This window comes from Aquibium microcysteis, assembly GCF_014495845.1.
In the GTDB taxonomy this organism is placed as follows: Bacteria; Pseudomonadota; Alphaproteobacteria; order Rhizobiales; family Rhizobiaceae; genus Aquibium; species Aquibium microcysteis.
Genome location: NZ_CP061080.1, coordinates 788,652 through 802,578, shown reverse-complemented (window position 1 = coordinate 802,578; position 13,927 = coordinate 788,652). Strand labels below are relative to the sequence as shown.

The window sequence follows — 13,927 nt, the reverse complement described above, 5'->3', positions numbered from 1 at the left end:
CATGCACGAGCCCCGCACCGCCGCCGAGTTTCCCAACGCCCGCTTCTGGGCGCTACTCGAGGAGCGTCATCCCGAAGAGAAAGCGCGTCAAGCCAGGAGCGTGGCGTTGCACTGGCACCGCGGACTTCCGGACCTTGATCTGGTGATCACGCTCTACGTCTCGCCCAGCAAGAACCGCTGCGGCGTCTTTCTCGGCCGCAACGAGAAGCTCGGCGCGGTCGACGTCGCGGAGCGGTTGCGTCCCCATGCGGCCCGGCTGAACGAGGTGCTGGGGCTCGATCCGGCCGACAGCACCGAGAAGGAGCCCTTCGTCACCTTCTGGTCCGTCAACTGCCATGCCGAGGACAACTGGCCCGCCATGGTCGACTGGATGGTGACGGAGGCGTCGCGCTACGAAGCGGCGCTGCAGGACATTCTGCGGGAACGAACGGATTCCGCTGTCGTGGCGAAAAGGGGCGACACATGAACTGGAACCGCACCGCCTTCCTCCACACCGGCTGGACCTCCCGGTACGACGGCAGCGAGGCACCCGTGGGTGGCCACGCCTATCTGAAGAAGTCGGTCGGAGTCGAAGCCGAGAATTTCAAGCCGGTCGACGGGGGGTGCTATGGCTACGCCCCCGTCAGCCGCACCAGCGAGGGGCGCAGTGCTCCTGGAGTTCCCAAGGCGAACCGAACGCTCAATATAGAGACGCTGGGCGCTGCCTGCTATGACTACGAACTCAGCGGCATCACTGTCGTATGGACAGGCCGTCACCCTGAACGTGGCACGGTGATCGTCGGCCTCTACGACAACGCCACGGTGTTTCGCTACATGCCGCCGGACGAACCTGTGCGACCTTTCATCGCCAAGGCGCGTGCGGAAGACTGCCACCTCGTCCCCGTGGCGCGACGCTCTTTCGACGTCATTCAGACGCGCAAGGGCTTCCCGGGCATGGCGGCAGCTTGGTTTCCGGGACTGCACGCGGACAGTCCGGCGAAGGAGATGTTCGACGGAGTCGCGGACTATCTGCCGACCGTCCGACGCTACTCGCATACCGGGGAGAAGAGCTGAGAATGCCTATCTCCTCAACGGATCCGGTTAGCCTATACAAGTTCGTTTCGAGCCCCGCTGCCGTGACCAACCTGGCAGCGGGCCGACTGAAGTTCAGCCCGATAGCCGAACTGAACGACCCCAGCGAAATGCTCCCGACCTTCAGGGAGCGTGCATTTTTAGATTCCTTGGAGGCCATCCGAAAAACCGGCTTCTCAGAAGATCAGTTTCGGTGGCTTGGGCACCAAAACGCGATCCTGCAGAAGCTGGCGCCAAATATGCAGGCAGTTCCCCTACCCTCGAGCCGCCAGGCGGCCAACGAACTGATCAGGGCTGCCGCTGTCTACGAGAATGCCGAGTACATGAAACGGACATTCGCGAGGACGGTTGATCTGATCCGCGGTAGCGTCGGGGTCCTATGCCTGACTGAGCGGTACGGTTCGCTTCCCATGTGGGCACACTATGCAAACATGGCGAAAGGTTTCGTCGTCCGTTTCGACGGCTTGAGAGGGTGCTTCGCAGGAGACGAAACCGGCAGCCTGAAAGCTCTGAAAGCCGTTCGCTATGTCGATCAGTTTGAAGGAATGACCTACGATCCGTCCAGTCAGGACAACCTGTTCTTTAGCAAGCTGTCGGACTGGGCATATGAGCGCGAGTGGCGTGTCGTCCTAGCGCTGTCTGACTGCACATCCTCCGATACACTGCATCTGTACGAGATCGATCCGCACCACGTGACCGAAATCATCTGTGGGTGGAATGTTGCCGCGGAGGATATCGAAGCTCTGCGTGCTGACCTGCCTCCCCATATCGCGGTTACCGGTGCAAGGTTGGAAGAGGGACAAGTGACATCGCACGCAATCCCGCCCCAACACAGCGATCGAAGCTAGGAGCATCATGGCCAAGACCCCGATCCAGAAGGCCATCGCGGCGCTGTCGCATGACGACACGCGCATCAACGTGCCGACGGCCGAGATGGCGTCGCTGTTCGAGCAGCAGGCGGAGCTGACGGGAGACACCGAGCGCGAGATAACGATGCCGCGCCCTCGCCCGCTGAACCATGGCGAGACGCGCACACGTGATGGCGATCTCGACCCGCAGATCGTCTGGAACGGCGCGAGGATCCGCATCACAAGAGAGCAGATGCGCCAGCTGGCCGAGACGGGCGAGCTCGAGCTCGGCGACGCGCAGCTGGTCTGGCGCGGCAAGGATTCGCAGGACTGGTCCGACCTCGTGGTGAACGCGCCGCCGATCTACCGCCAGGAGGCCATCCATCCGAAGCACCTGATCGACGATCTCCGGCGCATGTCGGAGCGCGCCCGCGAGACCGGCGCCGAGCAGCCGAACCTGTTCGCCGATTTCAATGGTATCACCGATCCGGAGGCGCGGGCCGAGTTCTACCAGCACGCCCAGCACTGGACGAACCGCTTCATCCTCGGCGACAGCCTGCAGGTGATGGCGAGCCTCACCGAGCGTGAGGCGATGCGGGGCAAGGTGCAGTGCATCTATTTCGACCCCCCTTACGGCATCAAGTTCAACTCGAACTGGCAGGTCTCCACACTCTCCCGCGACGTGAAGGACGGCAAGAAGGAGGACGTCTCACGAGAGCCGGAGCAGGTGAAGGCGTTTCGCGACACCTGGAAGGACGGCATCCACTCATACCTTACCTATCTGCGCGACCGCCTGATGGTCGCGCGCGAGCTACTCACGGAGAGTGGTTCGATATTTGTACAGATTAGCGATGAGAATTTTCACCGCGTGCGCTCATTGATGGATGAGGTATTCGGAGACAAAAACTTTATTGCGGTCATCCCTTACAAGACATCTGTTGGCCTAGGATCGAAACACATAGACAAAGTCTGTGATTATATTATTTGGTACGGAAGAACGCCCCAGATTAAATACCGTCCTCTATATCAAAAACTTAGGCGAGGCGACGCCGGGGCAACGCGCTACAACTACGTCAAATTGCCCGATGGTCGGGAAATGAATGCGTCGGACCAAGACTATCCGGAGGGATCGCGCTTCTACACCGATCAAGGCCTGACATCGCGGCGTCCCGCCACCGAAGCTGAGCGTTTCGCGGTTCGATTTCGGGGTCGTGAATTCAAATCAGGAGGCCAGACGTGGCGAACCACGAAAGACGGCCTAGAGCGAGTGATAAAATCAGATCGGCTAATCGAAACGGAAAGACAGGTGAGATTTAAGAAATACTTCGATGATTTCGGATCGATTTCTTTGACCAATTTTTGGGACGACGTCGGTGGCGGAATTCAGAGCAGGTCGGATCCTAAAATCTACGTCGTTCAGACTTCCACGGCAGTTGTGCAGCGTTGCATTATGATGACCACCGATCCTGGCGACCTTGTGCTTGATCCAACCTGCGGGTCTGGCACCACGGCCACTGTTGCAGAGCAATGGGGCCGTCGGTGGATTACGACCGACACTTCGCGTGTCTCACTTGCACTCGCACGAACCCGGCTCATGTCGGCGCGGTATCCTTATTACTTCCTCGCTGATAGCCACGAAGGTCGTGAGAAAGAACAAGAGGTCTCCGGCAGGTTACAACCGCAGGCGCCAACTGCTGGCGACATCCGCCAAGGGTTTGTCTATGATCGGGCGCCGCATATCACGCTGAAGTCGATCGCGAACAACTCTGAGATCGATGTGATCTGGGAGAAGTGGCAGGCGGTGCTGGAGCCGCTACGGGCGGAGATAAACGAGAAGCTTCAGGCCGCCTTCGAGGAATGGGAAATCCCGCGTGATCTCGACCAGTGGCTGGAGACGAAAGACGGCGCCGCAAAGGCCGGGCTCGTCAGCGCCCGGGTGCGCGCGCTGCACAAGGACTGGTGGGAGGGCCGGATCGCGCGGCAGAAGGCGATAGACGATTCCATCGCCCGCGCAGCCGACGTCGAGATGCTCTACGACCGTCCCTACGAGGACAAGACCAAGGTGCGCGTCGCCGGCCCCTTCACCGTCGAGAGCCTGTCGCCGCACCGCGTCGTCACCTCGCGCGACGACACGCTGGCGGGCGATCTGGCGGCCGCCGAGGGCACCATGCAGCCCGCGCCGAAGAACGTGCCGGACCAGGATTTCGGCCGCATGGTGCTCGACCACCTGCGCTCCGCGGGCGTCCACAGCCAGGAGCGGCGCGACACGATCCATTTCCACTCCGTCGAACCCTGGCCGGGCAACTGGCTGGCCGCCGAAGGCCGCTATACCGACGGCGACGGGCGCGAGAAGCGCGCGGGAATCCTGATCGGCCCGGAATTCGGCACGCTCACCCGATCCAACATCACCGCCGCCGCCCGCGAGGCCTCCGACGCCCGCTTCGACGCGCTGATCGCCTGCGCCTTCAACTTCGAGGCCCAGTGACCTGAGACCCCAATCTCCTCCGGCATGAGGGAGAGTCCTGGGTTTCTTTTCTGGCCTCATGCGGCCTGTTTTTCCAGCGTGGATTTCGTTGCGAACTCGGCCGGCGGCAAGTTGCCGAGGGCCGAGTGGGGTCGGTGGTTGTTGTAGTCCTCCTTCCATGAGTTGATGGCGCTGCGCGCTTCGGTGAGTGTCGAGAACAGCGTGTCGTTGAGGCATTCGTCCCGGAAGCGGCCGTTGAAGCTTTCGACGAAGGCGTTCTGTGTGGGCTTTCCCGGAGCGATGTAATGCCATTCGACGCCGGTCTGCTGGCACCACCGCAGGACCGCCATCGAGGTCAGCTCGGTGCCGTTGTCTGAGACGATCGTGTCCGGCCGGCCGCGCCGGCGGATGATGGCGTCCAGCTCGCGCACGACACGCTGGCCCGACAGTGAGGTGTCGGCGATCAGCGCCAGGCACTCCCGCGTGTAGTCGTCGACGACGGCCAGAACCCGGAAGCGACGGCCGTCGGTGAAGGTGTCGGAGACGAAGTCGAGGCTCCAGCGGGCGTTGCTGTCAATCGGCGCGCAAAGTTGACCCCGGATCGGCGTCCAATATTGACCCCCTCGTAGTGCGCGACGGTGAGCGCCCGACCGGGTGGAGCTGGTCTGGGTTGCGCAGCCCGGTCGGGCGTGTCGGAGAGGCTTTCCGGCTTTAGCTTTGAGTGCGGTTCTTGAAGCGCCAGGATTCGTTGCCGGTCTCGATGATCTCGCAGTGGTGGGTGAGGCGGTCGAGCAGAGCGGTGGTCATCTTGGCGTCGCCAAAGACGGCAGGCCATTCCCCGAAGGCGAGGTTGGTGGTCACGATGATGGAGGTCCGCTCGTAGAGCCGGCTGATCAGGTGGAAGAGGAGCTGGCCGCCCGCCTGGGCGAAGGGGAGATAGCCGAGTTCGTCGAGCACAACGAAGTCGAGCCGGGTGAGGTAGTCGGCGATGCGTCCCTGCTTGCCGGAGCGGTGCTCGGTCTCCAGCCGGTTGACCAGATCGACGACGTTGAAGAAGCGGCCGCGGGCGCCACTGCGTATGAGGGCGCGGGCGATCGCGATGGCCAGATGCGACTTGCCCGTGCCGGTGCCGCCGATGAGCACGGCGTTGCGCTGGTCGGCGACGAAGGCGCCGGTGGCGAGGTCGCGCACGAGCGTCTCGTTGACGGGCGTGCCGGCGAAGTCGAAGTCGTCGATGTCCTTGGCCAGCGGCAGCTTGGCGACGGTGAGCTGGTACTTGATGGAGCGCGCCTGCTTCTCGGCGATCTCGACCGACAGCAGATCGCCGACGACCCTCGGCGGCTCGTGCTGACGCTTGATGGCGGTCGTCATGATCTCATCGTAGGCGCTGCGCATGCCGTAGAGCTTCAGCGTTCCCATCAGGTCCAGAACCTGGGTGCGTTCCATCAGCTTGCCCTCCTGAGGCTGTCGTAACGGGCGCAGTCGGCCTGCGGCTCGATCGCCAAGCGCAGCGCGTCGGGTGTGAGGATGGTCACGGCCGGCGCCGGATCGCGCCGGCGGGCCAGGATGTTGAGAATGACGGCGGACGAGCAGACGTTCTCGGCAAGCGCCTGCTGGCAGGCGATCTCGACGGCATCGAGCCCATCCGACAGCACCGCCGTCAGGATCGACACCATCTGCCGGTCGCCGTCGTCGGCAGCCTTCAGCCGGCGCCTGACCCGCTCCATCGCCGATGGCAGTTCCCAGCCCTGGAACGGCGCACCGTTGCGCAGCGCGCCGGGCTTGCGCGCCAGCACAGGGACGTAGTGCCACGGATCGTAGACCGTCTGGTTGCGACCGAACGAACGGGCATGCTCGCCCACGATCGTGCCGTCCTGGCGCACGACGATGCGATCGGCATAGGCCTGGATCTCGACTGGGCGGCCGACTGCGGTCGAGAGCACCGAGTATTTGTTGTTGTCGAACCGCACGGTGCAGGTCTTCGTGACCGAGGCGGGAACCGTGTGGAAGCCGTCGAAACGGCCGCGATACTCGACCAGCTTGCCGCGCTCCTCCTCGAACACGTCCCAGATGGTGCGCTCCGGCTGGTCGACATGGCGATGGGCCTTGGCGTAGGCCACGCACTTGTCGAGCAACCAGGCGTTCAGCTCCTCGTAGCTCCTGAAGCGCAGCCGAGGCGTGAAGAAGCGCTCCCTCACCAGGCCAACTTGGTTCTCGACCTGCCCCTTCTCCCAGCCCGAGGCCGGCGTGCAGGCAACCGGCTGGACCAGATAGTGGCTGCACATCTGCAGGAAGCGACGGTTGTACTGCCGCTCCTTGCCGACGAAGACCGTCTCCACCGCCGTCTTCATGTTGTCGTAGATGCCGCGCGTGCAGGCGCCGCCGAAGAAGGCGAAGGCCCGGTCGTGGGCGTCGAACACCATCTCCTGCGTCTCGCGCGGATAGGCCCGCACGAACATCATGCGGCTGTGGCAGAGCCGGACGTGGGCGACCTTCACGGTCACCGTCACGCCGGCGAGCAGGACGATCTCGTGGCTCCAGTCGAACTGGTAGGCTTCGCCCGGCGCGAAGAGCAGCGGCACGTAGGCCTCGGCCGTCGCCGATCCTCTCGTCTTCGCCCAGCTCTTCGCATACCGGCGCACCGCGTCGTAGCCGCCCTCATAACCAAGCGCGCGCAGTTCCTCATAGATCCGGATCAGCGTCAGTTGCTCGCGCGCCGCCTTGCCGAGATTGCCGTTCAGGAGCCCGTCGAGTTGATCCTTCCACGGTCCGATCTTCGGCTTCGGTTGCAGCTCGCGCTCGTAGGAGAACGAGGTCTCGTCGGACCTGAGGATCTTGCGGACCGTGTTGCGCGACACGTGCAGCTCGCGGCAGATCCGCTTGAGCGACCACCCCTGCACATGAAAGGCACGCCGAACCCGGGCAATCGTGTCCACTGTCTTCATCCCCTCTCCACCCGCTCGCCAAAACGAACGGATGGTCGCAGATCGACTTCACGAGGGGGGTCAAAATTGGACGCCGATCCTCCCGTCTAGGGGGTCAAAATTGCATGCCGATTCACATCCGATCCTGAAAGCCCGCATGAACCCCGACCTGCACATGGCCGAGGACCTGAAAAACACGGGCAAGGGCAACCTCTTCGTCGTCTTCGGCGAGCCGGACATCGACCTGATCGAGACGCCGGCCGGCGAGATCCAGGTGAAGGTCAACGGCGTCGACGTGTTCGACCCTTCGACGGGCGACATCCGCTCCACCGACACCAAGGGCATCGCCGCCTGGTTCATCGACACCGACTACAACGAGGAAAGCTTCTTCGTCCGCCACGCCTACTTTCTCGGCGCGAACGACCCCTACAAGTCGCTGAAGACGGCGCTGAAGGCGGAGATCGACGAAGACGCGTGGGGGACGCTTTACTCGGACACGTCACGGCCGTTTGCGAGGCCGGCGACGGGGCGGATCGCTGTGAAGGTGATCAATCACTTCGGGGACGAGGTGTTGAAGGTGTTCGGGGTGTGAGATGGCGCTGGATCCGAAGAAAAAGCGACTTGTTGAGGACGATGAATTCGTAAAGGTGAATGTCCGGATTGACCCGCCGCAACCAGGCAAGACCGGAGCGTTCTCAGCACGAAAGCATCGCTACTACACGCCATCAGGATTAGAGGGGGGCTTCGGAAGTTGCACGCCTCGAATACAGTATCTGATCGACAAGATAGCCGAGATTGCCGAGGAGACTGGTGACGTTGTTCCATACGCCTTTGTCGACCGAGACGGGAACAGATGGTCTGTCGACGCGGGATGTCTCGACGCCATCGGTCCGTCTTTCCAAAAACTCGTGACGTTCGAGAAGCGAGGCGGATACATCATCGGCCTGATTCCGGGTAGCAAGTTTCCAAGCCGTAAATCGCCTCAAGTTTCTGATCTCGCTGACGATATCGCAGATATCGCTAACGATGTGTCGCTTCCCCCCACTGAGCGCAAAGCTCTAATCGCAGCTCGTATAGGTCAGGGCAAATTCCGCAAACGTGTCCTGGCCCTTTGGAATGGACGGTGTGCTGTCACGGGATGTTCGCTCGTCGCGGTCATTCGAGCCTCTCATCTGTTGCCGTGGCGAGCCGCGACCAATGAGGAGCGTCTCGATCCCGAAAACGGATTGCCGCTGGTCGCAACACTCGACGCCCTTTTCGATGCCGGGCTGATCTCATTTGATCCGGATGGCGTGCTTCTGGCTAATCGCGCGATGGCCTCGCATAGCGGCCTTCTGGAAGAGAACATGCGCTTGTCCCGGAACCCGACCGCTCGAATGCAAGCCTTTCTCGCGAAGCACAGGGCAGCCAACGGATTTCCGCAATGAGCGCAAGAGGCTTCAAGTGGGTGACCGACTAGGGAGAGCTGGAAATGACAATCGATGAAGCCGCTCGAGAGCTGGCCCGTATGTATCACCAAGGCATTGCGGCTCGCGAACAGGCGCTGTCGGTACATCTGTTCGGAATCAAGTTCGCGGCGGAACTCGACGGCATGCCCTTGAAGGAACTCGCAATCCGCGCCGAGATACCAGTCACCTATGCCACCGAGATCAGGAAGCGCATGAATCTGGCACGGTATGTGGAGATCAGGAAGACCATCCTCGCCGAGACCTTCACCGCCTCCCTCGCCCGTCTCGCAACCACGACACGAGCCAGGCAGCCGGCGTCCGGCTTGTCCCTCCCTTCTCGGACCCGTATATGTAGTCACATGTAGTCTCGCCAGGAGCCCAGTCATGAAACACTTGCAGGTCCGCGACGCCAAGGCCGAGCTTTCCGCGCTGATCGCCGCGGCCGAGCGCGGCGAGCCGACCACGATCACCAAGCATGGCAAGCCCGCCGCCGTGCTGGTGCCGGTGGAGGATGCCGCGAAGCTCTATCCGCATCCCGAGGCCCCGAGCTTCGCCGAGCATTTGCTCGCCTTCCCCGGCGGGATCGAATTCGAGCGCGACCGCACGCCGCTGCGCGACATCGACCTGTGAAGGGGTTTCTCGTCGACACGTCGGTAGTGTCGGAAATCGCGCCGGGCCGGGTTAGCGCGACCGCCGCGCAGTGGTTCCGCGACAATGACGGTCACCTCTTCCTGCCGGTCGTCGCCTTGAGCGAGATCAGGCAGGGCATTGCGCGGCTGGAGCGCACGGGCGCGGCGCGCAAGGCCGAAACGCTGTCGGTCTGGTTCAACCACACCATGGCGGTGTTTTCGGATTTCCTGGTACCGGTCAGTACGAGGATAGCGCTGGAGGCCGGAACGCTCTCTGATCGCGCCAACGCGATCGGCCGGAATCCGGGCTATGCCGACATTCTGATCGCAGCGACGGCGCTGGTAAGCGAAATGCCCGTGGCCACGCGCAACCTGCGCCATTTCGAGCCGCTCGGCGTCCCCTGCCTCGACCCGCTCGCGGGGAGTTGACCATGCCCACCATCCTCGCCGACAGCTTCACCGCCTCCCTCGCCAAGCTCGCCAATGACGAGCAGAAGCAGGCGCAGCTGACGGCGTTCACGCTGATGACGGAGCCGGATCGGCCCGGCCTCCAGTTCCACCGCATCGACACGTCCAAAGATCAGAACTTCTGGTCGGTGCGGGTCAGCCGGAACATCCGCATCATCGTTCACAAGACAGGCGGAAGCCTGATGCTCGCCTATGTCGACCACCACGACGATGCCTACGCCTGGGCAGAGCGCCGCCGCATCGAGGCGCATCCGAAGACCGGCGCGATCCAGATCGTGGAGGCGCGAGAGCGGGTAGAGGAAATCGCGCGACCTGCCGTGCCCGTGCAGGCCGCGATGACCTTCGAGGCGCCGGCCCCTCTCCCGTCGATCTTCGCTGGCCTCGACACGGGCCAGCTCCTGTCCGTCGGCGTGCCGGAGGACAGGCTCGCCGACGTCGGCAAGGCCATCGAGGAGACCTTCTTCGCGCTCGCTGCCCCCTGCCGATGCCTTCGAGCTGGACGAGGTCATCGCGACCGAGCGGCAGCTCCTCTACGTCGCCGCGACGCGAGCCCGCGACAGGCTCTTCGCTTCGGGCGTGGCGCCGGGATCCGAACTGCTCGACGACCTCCTGTCACCGGCGCGGGGAGCATAGCCCGGCAGCCTCCCCGACGTCACACCGCGTCGGTTCGGCCGGCGTCGTCGTCGGCCCGAGAGAGGGCGTCGAGGTGGCGGCACAGGTCGTCGAGCGCGCGGGCGGCTTGCGGATCGGGGCTGCGGGCTGCCGCCTCGGCGACGTCGTAGGCGTAGGGCATCTCGCGCCAGAGGTGCGGGGACACGGCCAGAAGCGCCACCGCGCGCTCGGCGAACAGGGTCTCGAGTTCGCCATCCCCGCGCAGCGCATCGAAGATCCAGCCGGCTTCGCTCCGCCCCGCAAGGGCGGAGCCGCCCGACGGATCGGTGACGATGAGGACGGCCGCCGCGAGGGCCGGTCGCGGCGGGGGCACGCCCATTGCGTCGATGGCGGCAATCATCGCCGCAGCATCGATGGCCGCCTCGCCGACGATCGCTTCGACGTCGCAGACCGGAGCATCCGGCGGCAGTTCCCCGATCGCCCGCACCACGGCCAGGGTGGCGGCATCCGGTCCGGCAGGCGACGGATCGGCGGGAAAACCCTTCAGCTGGCGCAGCGCGTCGTCGAGGAAGGCGTCCATCTGCGCCGCCTTGCGGGGAGACTGCACGATCACCGCCGCGGCCATACAGAGGATCGGGATGGAGAGGGCGACAGGCAGGGGCAGTGGCAAGGCGCCGGCAATGTGGGACAGGCCGAGCCCGGCGAGGTGGAACACGGACGCAAGCACCGCGGTGACGACGACGGAGACGACCAGCGCGGCAACGACCTCAGGCTTCGCCAGGTCGCCCGGACGCCTCGGCCAGGACGAGCTGCGATAGAGAACGCTCCAGAGAAGCATGATCGCCGCGAAAGCCCCGATCGTCCAGGGCGGCTGCCGCGACAGCCCCGCCAGGAAGGGACCGAGATAGAGGCCGCCGGCCAGGATCATCATGACGACGATCCGGCTCGGCAGCAGGCGTTCGAGCATGACCGGCCTCCGCTGCGCTGCGATCGGACATCCCAAGCGGACGATGATGGCGGCATGGAGGCCCGGCGCCGGTCACGTCGCGAGCATCGCGACCGAGACGAGGCGCCCGGCTGCGGCCCGCTGGCGATAGCGTGCCATCATGCGGCAGGCACTCGGGCGACCGTCGGGAAAGTGCGTCCCGCGCCCCAGGGCGCGGGACGCCGGCACCCGCCAGGCTCATGCAGCCGCGACGATGCGGCTCTGGCGGGCACGCGTTCAGGAGGCGGGCAGCAGCACCTTGTCGATGACGTGGATGACGCCGTTCGACTGATCGACGTCGGCGATCGTGACGCTGGCGACGCCGCCGGTCTCGTCCGTCAGCGTGATCTTGTCGCCGTCCATCTTGGCTTGCAGGACGCAGCCGCCGACGGTGTCGACGGGGTGGGTGCCGTTGTCGTCGGCGATCATCTTGCCGATGGCCTCGGACATGGCTTCGGCCGCCACCACGTGGCAGGTGAGGATCTTGGTCAGCTGCTCCTTGTTCTCCGGCTTCAGCAGCGTCTCGACGGTGCCGGCCGGCAGCGCGGCGAACGCGTCGTTCGTGGGTGCGAAGACGGTGAAGGGTCCGGGACCTGACAGCGTCTCCACCAGGCCGGCTGCCTGCACGGCCGCCACCAGCGTGGTGTGATCCGCCGAGTTGACGGCGTTCTCGACGATGGTCTTGTCGGCATACATGGCCGCGCCGCCGACCATCGGATTGTCCTTGGCGAAGGCGGACGCGGAGAGCGCGACGGTGCCGGCGAGGATGGTGGCTGTCAGAATGCGCATGGGCTTTGGTCTCCCTGATTGGACCCCCGTTCTTCGAGGGCTACGACGAAGCCACGACGAAACCGGCAGAGGAGTTTCAGTCGCACGCCAAAAAATCAGGCAGATGCGCCGCAAGGCAGCGATCCGGCCGACCGCGCGTTCCCCATCGACCGACCGGCACAGGCACGAAGCACCATCGGAGAACGGGCGACGCCCGGGCTGCGGACGCCCTCCTCCTTCGCCAGCAGACACGCGAATGCCGACCGCCGTGGGCCGAGACGCATCGGAGCGCGGCGAGAGACCGCGGCGCGACGTCGTGCCCGGGATGACGCGCCGGGCGCCGAAGTCCCACCGAGGCGGCGATCGCCTCGCGGGAGCGCCCGAGCGGATCGGTGCAGACGTCGGGCAGCGGGAGCGGCCGGTGCCTACATGCCTTCCGGTCCGCGGTTCAGCGCGGCGACGCCGGTACGGCAGACCTCGATCAGGCCGAGCGGCTTCATGATGGCGATGAACTGCTCGATCTTGGAGACGCGCCCGGTGATCTCGAAGATGAAGTGTTCGGTGTTGGCGTCGATGACGCTGGCGCGGAAGGCGTCTGCCAGCCGCAGCGCCTCGACCCGCTGGTCCCCCGTGCCCGTCACCTTGACCAGCGCCAGCTCGCGCTCCAGCGGCCTGTCGTGGCCGCGCTCGCGCGCCACCACCGTCAGATCCACCACCCGGTGCACCGGCACGATGCGCTCGAGCTGGTGCCTGATCTGCTCCAGCACCTGCGGCGTTCCGCGGGTGACGATGGTGATGCGCGACAGGTGCCTCTCGTGCTCGGTCTCCGAGACCGTCAGGCTGTCGATGTTGTAGCCGCGGCCCGAGAACAGGCCGATGACGCGGGCGAGCACGCCCGGTTCGTTGTCGACCAGCACCGAGAGCGTGTGCGCCTCGGGCTTGGCGGTTTCCCGTTCGATGAAATAGGCGGAGCCGGTGGGCTGGAGCTGGGCGTTCATGGGTGCTTCCGAGTGAGGGTTCTGGTTCTTGCTAAGCCGGCACCACGGGTATGCCGTTGGAGAGTGTTTTGGACTTGTGCTGCAGGTCCTGATCGAAGGTAGCGAAGGCGTCGTTCCCGTCCGCCGAGAAGAGATGCAGCGCGTCGGCGAAATCGAGACCCATCCGCTGGGCGATGATGCAGTTGGCGATCCGCCGCCGGTCGGCGAACGAGACGTTCGTGGTGGCGACCAGCACGGAGAAGAGGCGGTCCAGGTCGACGCGCCCGACCTTCATGACACTTCGCAACAGCCATTCGGTTTCGAGAAGGACCGTATCGCCGATGAAGACGTCTTCTTCCGCGAGCAATGTCCGTGCGCGCGCTGACTGCTCCGACCCGTCGTCGACCAGCGCCCTGGCCAGGACGTTCGTGTCAACCGCGATCGGCATCGAACCGCCTTGCCGCCTCGGCCAGCATCGCGTCCTCGATTTCCCCGTCCGTCGGAAACGGCCGGTCTGCCTTGACGACATGTTTGAGGAATTCACCGGGCGGCAGAGGCGGAAACCTCGGATCGAACGCGCGCACCGGCTGGACGAAGACCCCTCGCCCCTGACGCACGAACTCGACCTCGGTTCCTTCGGTCAGGCCCAGCTCGTCGCGCACCGATTTCGGTACGACGATCTGCCCCTTGCTCGACATGCGTGCCCGCGCGTTCATCGCCACCTCCAGGTAAG

15 protein-coding genes and 2 pseudogenes are annotated in these 13,927 nt (G+C 64.3%); 9 read left to right on the top strand and 8 right to left on the bottom strand.

The annotated features are described in order from the left end of the window. Position 1: 1 nt before the first annotated feature. From IAI54_RS03690 to IAI54_RS03675, 4 genes are all read left to right on the top strand, one after another. Positions 2 to 466: a hypothetical protein gene (locus tag IAI54_RS03690; protein ID WP_187971071.1), complete on the top strand. Its 465-nt coding sequence runs from the start codon at positions 2 to 4 to the stop codon at positions 464 to 466. Further along, positions 463 to 1,053: a hypothetical protein gene (locus IAI54_RS03685; protein ID WP_187971070.1), complete on the top strand. Its 591-nt coding sequence runs from the start codon at positions 463 to 465 to the stop codon at positions 1,051 to 1,053. The genes IAI54_RS03690 and IAI54_RS03685 overlap by 4 nt, the downstream gene beginning before the upstream one ends. A gap of 62 nt (positions 1,054 to 1,115) precedes the next feature. Continuing rightward, complete coding sequence (locus tag IAI54_RS03680) at positions 1,116 to 1,919, top strand: DUF2971 domain-containing protein (RefSeq protein ID WP_187971069.1); 804 nt, start codon at positions 1,116 to 1,118, stop codon at positions 1,917 to 1,919. A 7-nt stretch (positions 1,920 to 1,926) separates the two neighbouring features. Next, positions 1,927 to 4,404 carry a site-specific DNA-methyltransferase gene (locus tag IAI54_RS03675; RefSeq protein ID WP_187971068.1) on the top strand — a complete coding sequence of 826 codons (2,478 nt, stop codon included), beginning with the start codon at positions 1,927 to 1,929 and terminating at the stop codon, positions 4,402 to 4,404. Between the two features lie 56 nt (positions 4,405 to 4,460). Here the strand turns inward: IAI54_RS03675 and IAI54_RS03670 are convergent. The 3 genes and pseudogenes from IAI54_RS03670 to istA form a co-directional block, all read right to left on the bottom strand. Continuing rightward, a pseudogene (locus tag IAI54_RS03670) lies at positions 4,461 to 4,955 on the bottom strand (IS3 family transposase); the annotation flags it as partial. A gap of 139 nt (positions 4,956 to 5,094) precedes the next feature. Beyond that, positions 5,095 to 5,829, bottom strand: a complete 735-nt coding sequence (gene istB, locus IAI54_RS03665) for an IS21-like element helper ATPase IstB (protein ID WP_187969608.1) — start codon at positions 5,827 to 5,829, stop codon at positions 5,095 to 5,097. Beyond that, positions 5,759 to 7,328: pseudogene (gene istA, locus IAI54_RS03660) on the bottom strand (IS21 family transposase). The gene istB and the pseudogene istA overlap by 71 nt, the downstream one beginning before the upstream one ends. A 136-nt stretch (positions 7,329 to 7,464) precedes the next feature. On the opposite strand from istA, the gene IAI54_RS03655 reads away from it, so the two are divergent. From IAI54_RS03655 to IAI54_RS03635, 5 genes are read left to right on the top strand one after another with little or no spacing between them, the layout of a single operon-like run. Then, a complete protein-coding gene (locus IAI54_RS03655; protein ID WP_235679237.1) occupies positions 7,465 to 7,899 on the top strand; it encodes a DNA methylase in 435 nt (144 codons plus the stop codon). Between the two features lies 1 nt (position 7,900). Continuing rightward, complete coding sequence (locus IAI54_RS03650; RefSeq protein ID WP_187971067.1) at positions 7,901 to 8,734, top strand: HNH endonuclease; 834 nt, start codon at positions 7,901 to 7,903, stop codon at positions 8,732 to 8,734. Between the two features lie 44 nt (positions 8,735 to 8,778). Then, positions 8,779 to 9,120, top strand: coding sequence for an HTH-like domain-containing protein (locus tag IAI54_RS03645; protein WP_187971066.1), 342 nt, complete (start codon positions 8,779 to 8,781; stop codon positions 9,118 to 9,120). A gap of 19 nt (positions 9,121 to 9,139) precedes the next feature. Then, entirely contained in the window at positions 9,140 to 9,385 is a 246-nt protein-coding gene (locus tag IAI54_RS03640) for a type II toxin-antitoxin system Phd/YefM family antitoxin (protein WP_187971065.1), read from the top strand. Beyond that, complete coding sequence (locus IAI54_RS03635; protein ID WP_187971064.1) at positions 9,382 to 9,813, top strand: type II toxin-antitoxin system VapC family toxin; 432 nt, start codon at positions 9,382 to 9,384, stop codon at positions 9,811 to 9,813. The genes IAI54_RS03640 and IAI54_RS03635 overlap by 4 nt, the downstream gene beginning before the upstream one ends. Before the next feature lie 691 nt (positions 9,814 to 10,504). Here IAI54_RS03635 and IAI54_RS03630 read toward each other — a convergent pair. The 5 genes from IAI54_RS03630 to IAI54_RS03610 all read right to left on the bottom strand — a co-directional run bounded on the left by IAI54_RS03630 (position 10,505) and on the right by IAI54_RS03610 (position 13,910). After that, the gene (locus tag IAI54_RS03630; protein WP_187971063.1) at positions 10,505 to 11,431 is read right to left on the bottom strand and encodes a hypothetical protein; all 927 of its coding nucleotides are present in this window, start codon (positions 11,429 to 11,431) and stop codon (positions 10,505 to 10,507) included. 255 nt (positions 11,432 to 11,686) lie between these two features. Continuing rightward, entirely contained in the window at positions 11,687 to 12,238 is a 552-nt protein-coding gene (locus tag IAI54_RS03625) for a fasciclin domain-containing protein (RefSeq protein ID WP_187971062.1), read from the bottom strand. Positions 12,239 to 12,642: 404 nt separating this feature from the next. Then, on the bottom strand, positions 12,643 to 13,215 hold the full coding sequence (gene ilvN / locus IAI54_RS03620; protein WP_187971061.1) for an acetolactate synthase small subunit: 573 nt from the start codon (positions 13,213 to 13,215) through the stop codon (positions 12,643 to 12,645). A 31-nt stretch (positions 13,216 to 13,246) separates the two neighbouring features. Then, the gene (locus IAI54_RS03615; RefSeq protein WP_187971060.1) at positions 13,247 to 13,642 is read right to left on the bottom strand and encodes a type II toxin-antitoxin system VapC family toxin; all 396 of its coding nucleotides are present in this window, start codon (positions 13,640 to 13,642) and stop codon (positions 13,247 to 13,249) included. Next, a complete protein-coding gene (locus IAI54_RS03610) occupies positions 13,626 to 13,910 on the bottom strand; it encodes an AbrB/MazE/SpoVT family DNA-binding domain-containing protein (protein ID WP_187971059.1) in 285 nt (94 codons plus the stop codon). Before IAI54_RS03610 ends, IAI54_RS03615 begins: the two co-directional genes overlap by 17 nt. Positions 13,911 to 13,927: the final 17 nt, after the last annotated feature.

Excerpts from the sequence above, each read along its gene's own strand:
- IAI54_RS03610 (WP_187971059.1), bottom strand. The coding sequence starts at position 13,910 with ATGAACGCGCGGGCACGCATGTCGAGCAAGGGGCAGATCGTCGTACCG.
- IAI54_RS03615 (WP_187971060.1), bottom strand. The coding sequence starts at position 13,642 with ATGCCGATCGCGGTTGACACGAACGTCCTGGCCAGGGCGCTGGTCGAC.
- IAI54_RS03630 (WP_187971063.1), bottom strand. The coding sequence starts at position 11,431 with ATGCTCGAACGCCTGCTGCCGAGCCGGATCGTCGTCATGATGATCCTG.
- IAI54_RS03690 (WP_187971071.1), top strand. The coding sequence starts at position 2 with ATGCACGAGCCCCGCACCGCCGCCGAGTTTCCCAACGCCCGCTTCTGG.
- istB (WP_187969608.1), bottom strand. The coding sequence starts at position 5,829 with ATGGAACGCACCCAGGTTCTGGACCTGATGGGAACGCTGAAGCTCTAC.
- IAI54_RS03640 (WP_187971065.1), top strand. The coding sequence starts at position 9,140 with ATGAAACACTTGCAGGTCCGCGACGCCAAGGCCGAGCTTTCCGCGCTG.
- IAI54_RS03650 (WP_187971067.1), top strand. The coding sequence starts at position 7,901 with ATGGCGCTGGATCCGAAGAAAAAGCGACTTGTTGAGGACGATGAATTC.
- IAI54_RS03625 (WP_187971062.1), bottom strand. The coding sequence starts at position 12,238 with ATGCGCATTCTGACAGCCACCATCCTCGCCGGCACCGTCGCGCTCTCC.
- ilvN (WP_187971061.1), bottom strand. The coding sequence starts at position 13,215 with ATGAACGCCCAGCTCCAGCCCACCGGCTCCGCCTATTTCATCGAACGG.
- IAI54_RS03675 (WP_187971068.1), top strand. The coding sequence starts at position 1,927 with ATGGCCAAGACCCCGATCCAGAAGGCCATCGCGGCGCTGTCGCATGAC.
- IAI54_RS03685 (WP_187971070.1), top strand. The coding sequence starts at position 463 with ATGAACTGGAACCGCACCGCCTTCCTCCACACCGGCTGGACCTCCCGG.
- IAI54_RS03645 (WP_187971066.1), top strand. The coding sequence starts at position 8,779 with ATGACAATCGATGAAGCCGCTCGAGAGCTGGCCCGTATGTATCACCAA.
- IAI54_RS03655 (WP_235679237.1), top strand. The coding sequence starts at position 7,465 with ATGAACCCCGACCTGCACATGGCCGAGGACCTGAAAAACACGGGCAAG.